Origin of the sequence: Paenibacillus campi (assembly GCF_034659835.1) — a bacterium.
Taxonomy (GTDB): Bacteria; Bacillota; Bacilli; order Paenibacillales; family Paenibacillaceae; genus Saccharibacillus; species Saccharibacillus campi.
In genome coordinates, this window is record NZ_JAXSQZ010000009.1 from 157,375 (window position 1) to 168,859 (window position 11,485).

8 protein-coding genes and 1 CRISPR repeat array are annotated in these 11,485 nt (G+C 43.8%); of the genes, 4 read left to right on the forward strand and 4 right to left on the reverse strand.

The window, feature by feature from the left end; genetic code table 11:
* Positions 1 to 54 precede the first annotated feature (54 nt).
* Entirely contained in the window at positions 55 to 954 is a 900-nt protein-coding gene (gene gnd / locus U1I11_RS18730; RefSeq protein WP_322907656.1) for a phosphogluconate dehydrogenase (NAD(+)-dependent, decarboxylating), read from the reverse strand.
* A 320-nt stretch (positions 955 to 1,274) separates the two neighbouring features.
* Positions 1,275 to 2,777 carry a glucose-6-phosphate dehydrogenase gene (gene zwf / locus U1I11_RS18735; RefSeq protein WP_322907657.1) on the reverse strand — a complete coding sequence of 501 codons (1,503 nt, stop codon included), beginning with the start codon at positions 2,775 to 2,777 and terminating at the stop codon, positions 1,275 to 1,277.
* 1,278 nt (positions 2,778 to 4,055) lie between these two features.
* Here zwf and U1I11_RS18740 point away from each other — a divergent pair.
* From U1I11_RS18740 to U1I11_RS18750, 3 genes are all read left to right on the forward strand, one after another.
* Positions 4,056 to 4,514: a MarR family winged helix-turn-helix transcriptional regulator gene (locus U1I11_RS18740; RefSeq protein WP_322907658.1), complete on the forward strand. Its 459-nt coding sequence runs from the start codon at positions 4,056 to 4,058 to the stop codon at positions 4,512 to 4,514.
* A 145-nt stretch (positions 4,515 to 4,659) separates the two neighbouring features.
* The gene (locus U1I11_RS18745; RefSeq protein ID WP_322907659.1) at positions 4,660 to 5,970 is read left to right on the forward strand and encodes an AAA family ATPase; all 1,311 of its coding nucleotides are present in this window, start codon (positions 4,660 to 4,662) and stop codon (positions 5,968 to 5,970) included.
* Positions 5,971 to 6,741, forward strand: a complete 771-nt coding sequence (locus U1I11_RS18750; RefSeq protein ID WP_322907660.1) for a hypothetical protein — start codon at positions 5,971 to 5,973, stop codon at positions 6,739 to 6,741.
* A gap of 82 nt (positions 6,742 to 6,823) precedes the next feature.
* Here the strand turns inward: U1I11_RS18750 and U1I11_RS18755 are convergent, their stop codons facing one another.
* Positions 6,824 to 7,501: a TetR/AcrR family transcriptional regulator gene (locus U1I11_RS18755; RefSeq protein ID WP_322907661.1), complete on the reverse strand. Its 678-nt coding sequence runs from the start codon at positions 7,499 to 7,501 to the stop codon at positions 6,824 to 6,826.
* 253 nt (positions 7,502 to 7,754) lie between these two features.
* On the opposite strand from U1I11_RS18755, the gene U1I11_RS18760 reads away from it, so the two are divergent.
* On the forward strand, positions 7,755 to 9,056 hold the full coding sequence (locus tag U1I11_RS18760; RefSeq protein ID WP_322907662.1) for an aldehyde dehydrogenase: 1,302 nt from the start codon (positions 7,755 to 7,757) through the stop codon (positions 9,054 to 9,056).
* A 232-nt stretch (positions 9,057 to 9,288) separates the two neighbouring features.
* A CRISPR array of direct repeats spans positions 9,289 to 10,328; the repeat unit is 32 nt; unit sequence CTTTCAATCCACACTCCCGCACGGGGAGCGAC.
* Positions 10,329 to 10,599: 271 nt separating this feature from the next.
* Here the strand turns inward: U1I11_RS18760 and cas7c are convergent.
* Positions 10,600 to 11,484: a type I-C CRISPR-associated protein Cas7/Csd2 gene (gene cas7c / locus U1I11_RS18765; RefSeq protein ID WP_322907663.1), complete on the reverse strand. Its 885-nt coding sequence runs from the start codon at positions 11,482 to 11,484 to the stop codon at positions 10,600 to 10,602.
* Between the last annotated feature and the right edge of the window lies 1 nt (position 11,485).

Consider the following 11,485-nt stretch of genomic DNA (forward strand, 5'->3'; position numbering starts at 1 on the left):
TTTAAATAGTCGCTACGTAGCGATCATACCAAAGATCGTTTGTGCATTTATAAATTACTTGCTCGATTTCTCTACCGCGTGACCGCCAAATTCGTTACGCAGTGCGGCAACGACTTTACCTGTAAATGTATCGTTATCAAGGGAACGATAACGCATCAGCAAGGACAGTGCAATAACCGGTGTTGCCATTTGCAAGTCCATCGCTTCTTCTACCGTCCATTTGCCTTCGCCGGAGGAATGCATAATGCCTTGGATTTCTTCCAGGCGACCGTCTTTAGCGAATGCATTTTCGGTCAGTTCCATCAGCCATGAGCGGATGACAGAACCGTTGTTCCAAACGCGAGCGACTTTTTCGTAGTTAAAGTCGTACGGGCTTTTTTCCAATACTTCGAAGCCTTCACCGATCGCTGCCATCATACCGTACTCGATACCGTTGTGCACCATTTTCAAGTAGTGACCGCTACCCGCTTCACCGGCATACAAATAGCCATTTTCAACAGCGGTGTCGCGGAAGATCGGTTCAACGACAGCCCATGCTTCTTTATCGCCACCGATCATATAACAAGCACCGTTACGCGCACCGCTCATACCGCCGGATGTGCCTGCGTCCATGTAATGGATGCCTTTTTGCTTCATTTCGTTGTAGCGACGTACGGATTCTTTGTAGTGAGAGTTACCTGCTTCGATTACGATATCGTGTTCGGACAGCAGTGGAGCGATCTCGCCCAGTACAGAATCGACTACACCGTGTGGTACCATCACCCAGACGATGCGTGGCGCTTCCAGCTTGCTCACCATATCGGCAATCGTTTCGACGCCTTGTGCGCCAAGACCGGTAATTTCTTTTACCGCTTCTTTGTTCAAATCAAAAGCGACAACCTCATGTTGGTGATCCATCAAGTTTTGCGCCAAATTCATACCCATTTTACCTAAGCCAATCAAACCGATTTTCATAGTATAGCCCTCCGTGTGTTTGGGATGGAATATCCCTTTTTTATCTCTAGCTTGTCTACTTCATCTATCGCCAGTCCCAGTAGCTTGTCTTCAGCACAAATAAAGTACGTATTGAAATCATTTGCATACGGGTTAAGTGTACATATAACAGCTACACCACATCGTCATCCAAGACAAGCTACTAATGCTATTCATTCTAGCACAGTCTGGCATGCTGCAAAGCCACTTATCCGGCTTTGCAGGCATGGTGAATACGCTCTGTTTATCATTAACCAGAGCGTAAGCCAACCATTCATTTATACAAGAACAGCTACTTTCACTTAACGCGCAGCGGCGACACCGGCACGTACAGGCGCGGCATTTTGATCGCCCAACCAGCGGAAACCTTGCTCGGCAAGCAATGCGTCAGACGCTTGCGGGCCATAGGTGCCGGCAGCATAATCATGCAGCGGCAGGCTATTGTCGGCAAAAGCTTCCAAAATCGGCTGCACCCATTGCCAGGACAGTTCAACTTCATCCCAGTGAGCGAAAAATGTACCGTCACCGTTCAGCGCATCACCGATCAGTAGTTCATACGCTTCCGGATCATTGTCCGTACCCATCACAAACTCTGATGTCATCGGCTCTAACACACCGGTTTTTACGTTGCGACGATTCAGTTGCAGCGTAATTTTCTCGTCCGGGTTGATGCTAATCGTCAGCATATTCGGTTGACCGTCGCAATCGACACAAATTTCGCTGTTTTGCATCGTATTTTTAAATTCGATCACAATGCGAGTCGATTTCTCTTTCATCCGTTTACCGGTACGAATGTAGAATGGCACACCTTCCCAAGAGAAATCATCTACCCAAATGCGCGCCGCCACAAATGTATCGGTATTGGAACCAAGCTCGATGCCCGGCTCATCTTGATAGCCTTGCACTTCACGACCGGATACGACACCAGCATCATATTGTGCACGCACGATATGTTTATGGGCATCTTCTTTGGCGATCGGACGCAGCGCTTTGGCGATATATTTTTTGTGGGAGCGTACATCGTCGGCTGTATGTCCGCCCGGCAGCGTCATCGCGGTCATCATCAGCACTTGCAGCATATGATTTTGCACCATATCGCGGATCGCTCCGGTATGATCGTAATAACCAGCACGTTCTTCTACGCCGACGACTTCGGAAGCGGTAATTTGTACGTTAGCGATGTGGCGATTGTTCCACAGCGACTGAATGACCGGATTCGCAGACGTGAACGATTCCATATTTTGCACCATCGGTTTACCTAAATAGTGGTCGATACGGAACACTTCTTCTTCAGCGAATGTTTTGCTTAGATGTTTGTTCAGTTGACGTGCAGATTCCAGATCATGTCCAAATGGCTTTTCAATGATCAGGCGTTTCCAGCCGGTCGTGTTACCTAGACCACTTGCATTAATATTGTCAGCGATCACGCCGAAAAATTCCGGTGCGACCGACATATAAAACATACGGTTTTGCGGGATATTCAGCTCGGATTCACGTTGCTCCACCAGCTTCAGCAGCTCTTGATAACCTGCTGTATCATCCACATTCAAAATATGATAGCGAATCGAACGCAGGAAAGCGTCAACGGTCTTGCGATCCTTCGGTGTATTGCGGGAAAATTGTTGCAGCGACTGCTCGACATATGTTTGGAATGTCGCATCATTAAATGATTTGCGGCCCAATCCAATGATCGAGAAGGCTTCCGGCATTTTGCGATCCACATACAGGTTGTACAAAGCAGGGAAAATTTTGCGTTTTGCCAAATCCCCGGTTGAACCAAACAACACAAATGTCATAGCTTCCATATCGTTTCTCCTCCAAAATGTACCTATCCCTTTTCTCTATCCAGCATCAAACGATGCTGCTGGCATATGGGCTAGTTATCGTACAAACATAATAATTGCCTACAGTATACGGTTGATATAGCAACTATATCGACAAAAAAATAAACGAATGCTCGTCTTAGATATCCATCTCGTATCCATTTCATATAAATTAAAATACATATCAAATATCCAAGCATCGTCATAAAGTCAATCTGCCATTGTGTCTCTTTTGTGACAGCCAAGCTCACAAAAATTACAATAGACCTTGTGTCGAACAATGTCAAGATGAAAATGAAACTTTCACATTGAATATTACCGCTTACATTACATTTTTGCAGCTTGCCGTTTCGCTTAATACGCTTTAGCTAGGACATATAGGCAAACATGGCGTGTTGGAACATCAACCACCGTTTGCATCATCCGAATTTGCGTGCCTGCCTCAAGAGTTTACAGAGAATAATGAAAACACTCCAATCATTTTTCCGCTTCTCTCCGTGCGCTGATCTCGTTGACAGCTTTCGGTAAAAGTGATAGTCTAACGTCGATTCAACGCCTTGATACAGTTTAAGTTATGCTTTGCAACAGCATACAGCGGTTGCAGCAAAGGTTGCTACACCAACTATACCCACTCGTATGCATATAGTATCTTGACTGCTTTCAAGATTGGCTTTATATCCGTGCTGTCTCCTTATTCATAGCGGAAATCTAGGCAAGAACAAACTATATAATATAGTTATAGTTAAAACGGTCAGCGTAATAGGCTGCATACGTACGGTATGTAGGTATGTAGGTATGTAGGTAATGGTATCATACAGGCTTCCAAGTATTACAGTACATTTGATTTGTTCCCTTGATTTGTACGATGATTATAATAGACGATCATCTTACTACAGCACCACATAATAAGCGATTAGACGGCAAAATGATCATAAACAGAACTGAACAGTCAGCGCTAGACGTGTACGCAAACCTGGTAGGTTGAGGCATCCACTACTGCGGTACAAAACAAGGGGACAGACTTCCGTCTCGCACAGGAATCTAAGAAGTGGGAGAGAAGATGGATTCCCGTGCTCAAAAAAGGTAAAGTATTTTGCTACGCAGAAACCTTTTTTCATTGCGCCCCGTGTTTGAAAGTCGCAAACACTGAAATCCGTCCTTCCCCCTTATTTCCTTCCCGTAGTGAAGTGCATCTCGTAGCCTACGAGTTTGCATATACGTACTAACGAATCCAGCGATTAATAAATAAGGGTGAATGTTATGCCATATGACGTAGAAAAGAGTTATACCGTCTTCATTCGCGATGTGCAACTCGCCATCGCAGGTTATATTAAACAAAAGCTAGCGCCATTCAACCTCGCGCCAGAGCAAACATTTGTAATGATGCTGCTCTGGAAAAAGGATGGTCTGACGCAAAATGAAATCGGTGAACGGCTCGGCAAAGACAAAACGAATATTACACGTATGCTGTCCAATCTGGAAAATAAAGGATTTATTCGTAAAATCACCTGCACCGACGACCGCCGCTGCTTTAAAATTTACCTAACTCCCGCAGGTGCCAAGCTGGAACCAGCCGTCTGTGAAATTATGGAAGAAGCCGGACGCAATCTGATGGACGGTATCGCTGAAGATGAACGGGTCGTACTGCATCGACTGCTGAGCCGGATTAAACAAAACGCCCAAACCGATGAAACGCTCGCCGCACTGCCGATTCTCTAATACGCTTAAAAGTCATTATGTAACATTTAAATATCAAAATCAGTATAGGCTAAAGGTTTATACTGATTTTTTTGATTCATAAAAAATTATGCTACAATTATTTAGTTGCTCATTAACTGGTTCGAAAAAACAAGGGAGTGATCTAATGCTAAAATCCTTTACTGTTAAAAAATATAGAAATTTAAATATAAACAACTTAAACTTCGGTAAATTGAATTTGATTATAGGTCCTAATAATGCTGGTAAAAGTAATTTGATAGACGCATTAAATTTTTCTTCCAGTGTTATGACGAATGAGCATGATAATAACTCAAAAAAGTTTTCTTATTATAAAACTTCCTTTCTTAACGAATTACAAAAGCGCGGCTGGAATGATATTTTAGATAGACATTCTAAAAAACCTAACTCCATTGAACTTAGCTGGGTTTTAAGTACATTTGAGAACCTACCCGCTTTAAAATATAGTTTGAAATTTAAAGTCCCTTCAGATCACCATACACCACCAGAAGATTTTGAAATCACTTCCGAAAAATTAAATTATGCCAGCCCACAAGAAGGTCAATTGGCTCCTTTTGAATTCATCTCATGTCACAGTAAAAAACAAGGAATCGGTAAATTCTCTGTTAAACAAAGAACTTTAACTAGCGCGCCAAAAACGGTTTCACTTAACGTATCCAATAAAGATTCTGTCTTAAATCAATTGGAATCTCTTTTAGAAGAAGAAGTTTTTCGACTGGATTTGTATCCAAATTTCAAAAAAACAGCTACTCATGTCACTAATTTTTTCACTAGATTTAGGTCTTACCGCAGTACCGATTTCAACTTATCTGAAGTTAAAAAACCTATCAAATCTAACTTAAATTCAAATTGGCTAGAATTTGATGCTAAAAATTTTGTTAATGTACTAGCTTTTCTAGAAAAAAAATATTCTTTTTTAAAAAAATATGAACAAATAATAAAAGAAATATTGCCTGATCTCGATAAAATCACCATAGAACAAATTGATGATACTTATTCATATTTGCAGCTCACTATAAATAAACGCCACTTCAAATTATCTGAAATGTCTGATGGCACTATCAAAATGCTTTTAATGGCATTAATTTTATGGTCTCCGGAAAAATATTCTTTATTAAGCCTAGATGAACCTGAATTGAATATTCATCCTGCTTGGTTAAGAAAGTTAGCCAATTGGATCAAACTCTCTAATTCCTATGAGCAAATTTTCGTTAGTTCTCACTCCCCTGATTTCCTAGATGGGTTTACTGATTATTTTTCAGAAGATTTATTGTCGTTACTTGTTTTTAATGTAACAAACTCTAAACAAGAAAAAGATATAAATAACCAAGTTAATATTGTAAAAAAAGAAAGTTTAATTACACAACTAGAGCAAGGTTGGGAACTGGGAGATTTATATCGAATTGGTGAACCTAGATTAGGAGGTTGGCCTTGGTAAATGAAAACCATTCATTATTTTTGCACAGGTGGAGAAACAGAAGTAGGTGGAATGCAAAAATTTCTTTTAAAAATAAACGCTAATATTAATTGGTCAAGACAATTCCCAGCTTTAAATAAAGGTGCAAAACCGACACGATCTGATGTTACCTCACCAACTATGTATAATGCCCATACTGGCACAACCGGAAAAAACCTTGTAGCCAAAATGCACAAAGTGCTTAAAGAGTACTCTCAAAATTTTATAAATAGTGATGGAATTTTACTGATTGATGATGCTGATTGTAGGTTTTTAGATACAGATTTTAACGCTTGGATGAATAGATTACAAACGGATGTACAAACTATTCTTGGTAAACCTATTCCTGTTTATGTGCTTATTGCTTCTCCGGAAGTAGAAGCTTGGTTTATTGCTGATCCTATTCATTCTTTCGAAAAATTATACAGTAACTTTCCTGGTTTTGGGCATCAAATGTCGCAGTATATCAAAAATCAAATTCTTTGCGGCGCGCATATCGAACAATTTGGTGGTCCATGTATTAACGAAGCATGTACTATAAAACTAAGTAATGAATTGATCAATATATTTTCAGATCAAGATTTTCTAAAACCATTTATTCAATTATACGGTATAGAAAATGTTAAATTCGGTCTTCGCTACAGTAAAAAAACACATGGAGCACAGATGCTGGAAGCTATTGAACCAGATATAGTGAGTTCTCATTGCAATCTGTTTTTTAAGCAAACGTATCAAAAATTAGCCCAACTTTAATTTTCACTAGGGTGTTTACGCTAGCTAATATGATTGATTAGCTACCCATCCAGTACAGAATAAGCATAACAAGGCGAATCTACTAGTTAAGGTCAATTGGTGGATTCGCCTGCTGAATCAACCGAATCGGGCCGTTTGAATTCAGGGCGATCATCTGCTCGGTCATTTCCGCCGGCGTGTACGGCATCCCTTCGCGTAGCCACCAATGAATGACCCCAACATAAGCGGAGCTAATATAGCTTGCAATTACATCTTTGTGTACTGGCAATTTATCGTCCGCTAGCTCGGCAAATTTTTCCTCGTAAAAACGTGCGATATACTGCTTCATATATTGCACAAAATTGGACATCGCCTGCCGTTCAAACATCACTTCAAAAAATCGTTTATACCGGATAATGTACGTGAAAATCCGGTCGGCAATATAGCGCTGCAATTCCTCTACCGCTTGGTCAAATGAATTCGCATCACGTGCCTCCCCAAACAGTTCACCTAACAACTCATCTGTCACTGCATACAGCAAATGATCTTTCGTTTCGTAATGCAAATAAAACGTTTTCCGATTGACAGTAGCAAGATTGGCAAGCTGTTGAATCGTAATTTTGTCGTACGATTGTTGTTCCATTAGCTCGATGAGTGCATCACGCAACAGCGCTCGTGTACGTACAATACGCGGATCGATGCGCGGCGTCTGCGCCGGATGATGAATCGGTGACGGTACGGTTCCGGCAGGTTGAGGTGTGGCAGAAAATGAATCAGGCATCGGGATCACACTCCTGTATCGTTTATAGTTGCATGCAGATCGAAAATTCAACATCTTCACACTTATTTATACCACAAATGAGGCATAAGCCGCATCAGTAATTGTTCTGGTTATTGTAACCGCCAAACGGCTATCATATAATGCTTTATGTTGTATATAATTATTTCAAAAACAAACATATTGCGAGCAATGTTTATTACAACTCACAACAAGCAAAATAGATAAACGATATAACCTACAGGAGTGAATCCAGATGGAATCGATACAACAATTAATTGCAGAACAGCGTCGCTTTTTCAAAACCGGACAAGCGCGTGATCTCGCTTATCGTATGGAAGCATTGCGTACATTGCGCAGTGGTATTGAGCGTTATCAACAGCGTATTATAGATGCGCTGCATACCGATCTGAACAAATCGGAACCGGAAGCATTTGGCTCCGAAATTCGGATCGTGCTGGGCGAGTTGGACTTTGCGCTAGAACATTTAACCGCTTGGGCAGCTCCACGCACTGTGCCAACCGCAGCCGCGTTGCCGGATGCGACCAGCACTATTTATCCCGAACCGTATGGCACCACATTGGTTATTGCGCCGTGGAACTATCCGTTTCAACTCGCTTTTGGCCCGCTAATCGGTGCGATTGCTGCCGGTAATACGGTTGTGCTCAAACCGTCCGAGCTGACACCAACTGTATCGCACCTCATTTTTGAACTGGTAACCGATCTGTTTCCCGCTGCTTATATCGCTGTCGTGGAAGGCGAAGTGGAAGTGAGCACTGCTTTGCTTAAGGAAAAGTTTGACTATATCTTTTTCACCGGCAGCACCCATGTCGGACGTGTTGTCATGCGTGCCGCCGCCGAGCATTTGACCCCGGTCACACTTGAACTCGGCGGCAAAAGTCCAGCGATCGTACATGAAGATGCCGACCTAAAACTGGCGGCGGAGCGCTTGGCACGCGGTAAGTTCCTGAATGCCGGACAGACGTGTGTGGCACCGGACTATTTGCTCATTCATAGCAGCGTCAAAGCTAAATTTACCGAATTGCTGCAAGCCGAAATTGCCGACAAATACAGCGACGATGTGCTGCACAACCCGCACTTCCCTCATATCGTAAATACACGCAATTTTGATCGTTTGACCGGATTGATGGAAAATGAACAGGTGCTGCTCGGCGGACGTTCCAAACGCGATGAACTGCTGATCGAGCCAACACTGCTGGATCAGGTAAGTTGGGATGCGCCGATTATGCAGGAAGAAATTTTCGGCCCGATTCTACCTGTGATTGCATATGACGAGTTACAGCCACTGTTGGATGAAATCGTTAACCGTCCTAAACCGCTGGCATTGTATTTGTTTACGCAAACTGAAGCGCTAATCGACGAAGTGTTAAGCACGGTATCATTTGGCGGCGGCTGTGTTAATGAAACGTTATCGCATATGACGTCTCACTATTTGCCATTTGGCGGGGTCGGTGAAAGTGGGATGGGGTCGTATCATGGTCAGCAAAGTTTTGAAGTGTTCTCGCATCATAAAAGTGTGCTGAAGCGGAATTTGTGAGTGGGTTGGAGTAAGTAGGGATAGCAGGATGATGGAATGGGAAAAAGCAGCAGCCTGTGTGAAGGGGCTGCTGCTTTTTGGTTTAGTTGATGGGTTGGAGGGCGGATTGGTGCTCTGTGCTGTTACAGGTAGTTAAGCTTGATGGCAGCCGCTTGAGCTAAATGGGTTATTACCTACATGGCTGAAATCGGAGTGTCACTACAAAGACTGATGCTCAGCAACAGCTTGGTGACTTTCAATCGACACTTCTGCATGGGGAGCGACTGTAGCGATTATTATCGTAGTTGCGATCATCATGACCTTTCAATCCACACTCCCGCACGGGGAGCGACCCTATTCGGACGACGGCATCGCATTTACGGGTTTTGACTTTCAATCCACACTCCCGCACGGGGAGCGACCAAAGACGCTCAGAGAACTTCCAAAACTCATATCTCTTTCAATCCACACTCCCGCACGGGGAGCGACGAAAAACAATTTTGCTTCCACTTCTTTTTTATCTCTTTCAATCCACACTCCCGCACGGGGAGCGACCAAATTATATGAATCTATCTTAAAAGTTCTTATGCTTTCAATCCACACTCCCGCACGGGGAGCGACAGGGACTTCTATACCCAAAATCAGCCGATTCGGCACTTTCAATCCACACTCCCGCACGGGGAGCGACCACGTATCCTGAAAGGAGATGAATAGACTATGAGACTTTCAATCCACACTCCCGCACGGGGAGCGACTGATTATATAATCCCACTCTACGTCAATTTTTTCTTTCAATCCACACTCCCGCACGGGGAGCGACACCAAATGATGATGTTAACCGAGCCGGGGGCGGCTTGCTTTCAATCCACACTCCCGCACGGGGAGCGACGACTTCTAAATTTATCTATGATATACTTAGTATATAAACTTTCAATCCACACTCCCTCACGGGGAGCGACAGTGGGTTCCCAAGGTGACACACTGCGTTCTGTTGTCTTTCAATCCACACTCCCGCACGGGGAGCGACGTTAGAACGCCGCCGAACGCAGCGCTAACGAAGGCTTTCAATCCACACTCCCGCACGGGGAGCGACGTTCGACGACTGGTCTTCCGCTTCCAGTTGATTGACTTTCAATCCACACTCCCGCACGGGGAGCGACTTAATACGATATTGTCTCAAAAACTTAGACGATTCTTTCAATCCACACTCCCGCACGGGGAGCGACTACCTGTACCGCCTGTATCACCACCTGAACCAATACTTTCAATCCACACTCCCGCACGGGGAGCGACTCCCGCACGGGGAGCGACTGCCAACCCTTCCAGCCCTTATCCTACAAGGGAAAAACGGGGGATTTCCGCGAACCTCTCTTTTAGCCTACTTCAAAACTGCTCCAAAAACAACAAAAACGCCGAAATCCCTTACGTAGCAAGGAGCGCGAACCTCCCAGGGATTTGATGTGAGCTTGGCGTTCGCGCTGCTTATTATCTATACTTATTTTTCAGTCCCATATTCATTTACAAACAACTACAACTACAAACAACAATCTTCATTTACAACCCTTTACAACCCTTCGTACGTTTGCACCTCAAGCCCGTCCAGCGGCTGTACGATCACTTCGTAATCGTCATAACTACGCGCTGTCTCGACCTGTTCTTTTTTCTTCAATTGCAATGAACGATGGACTTTGGCGGAGGAATATTGCCCTAATTTGGAATTGTGCTCCCACCAATATACATGGTGTACTTCCATGCTGCCGTCCGGTCGTGCAGAGGAAGTGTCATTTTCGAACAAAGTCGTTAATGCCTGGCGGATATGTTGTGCATCTTCTTCGGTAAAACCTGTTTTTTCAGCGAGTTGGGTGTTGATGCTACCGTAAAAGACGTACAGACCGAAGTCGACGCGGTGTTTCATGCCCATCGTATCGGAACCTTTTTTGTTAGGGTCGCCTGCTGGTGTGGTCGAGTTTACGCTTTTCGTAATTTGCAAACTGGAAATATCGATCGGGTCGACGCTCACTGCCGCATGAATCGATACCGGGCCGCGCACACCAATCGAGACGCCCCCACCCGCTTCACCACCTCCGCTAAAAGCAAACACTTGCCCAAAACTGCGCACATCGATCCACTCTTTACAGGCGACTTGTGCATACAGTTCAATGTTTGTTTTTTTGCCTTTGGCAAATTCCTGTACGGCTGCATTCGCATCGACCCGATCCTTAATGCTGCGATGACCGTCGCTGCGGCGCTCATCCGATTGCACGAGCAATGACAAGCCCATATCTTGCAGACGATTGCGAATTTTGCGCTTCAGACATACATCCGAAATTTCACCGTAGCCGTCGTAATTTTGACGCGGACGATTGCCGTTTAATGGATCACCGTTCGGATTGGCATTATGGACAGACAATACAACAGCAAAATCGATTTTATGATCCAGTGTACTCATC

Coding starts and splice junctions, on each gene's coding strand:
- U1I11_RS18750 (WP_322907660.1), top strand. CDS start 5,971: ATGAAAACCATTCATTATTTTTGCACAGGTGGAGAAACAGAAGTAGGT.
- U1I11_RS18755 (WP_322907661.1), bottom strand. CDS start 7,501: ATGCCTGATTCATTTTCTGCCACACCTCAACCTGCCGGAACCGTACCG.
- gnd (WP_322907656.1), bottom strand. CDS start 954: ATGAAAATCGGTTTGATTGGCTTAGGTAAAATGGGTATGAATTTGGCG.
- U1I11_RS18740 (WP_322907658.1), top strand. CDS start 4,056: ATGCCATATGACGTAGAAAAGAGTTATACCGTCTTCATTCGCGATGTG.
- U1I11_RS18760 (WP_322907662.1), top strand. CDS start 7,755: ATGGAATCGATACAACAATTAATTGCAGAACAGCGTCGCTTTTTCAAA.
- zwf (WP_322907657.1), bottom strand. CDS start 2,777: ATGGAAGCTATGACATTTGTGTTGTTTGGTTCAACCGGGGATTTGGCA.
- U1I11_RS18745 (WP_322907659.1), top strand. CDS start 4,660: ATGCTAAAATCCTTTACTGTTAAAAAATATAGAAATTTAAATATAAAC.
- cas7c (WP_322907663.1), bottom strand. CDS start 11,484: ATGAGTACACTGGATCATAAAATCGATTTTGCTGTTGTATTGTCTGTC.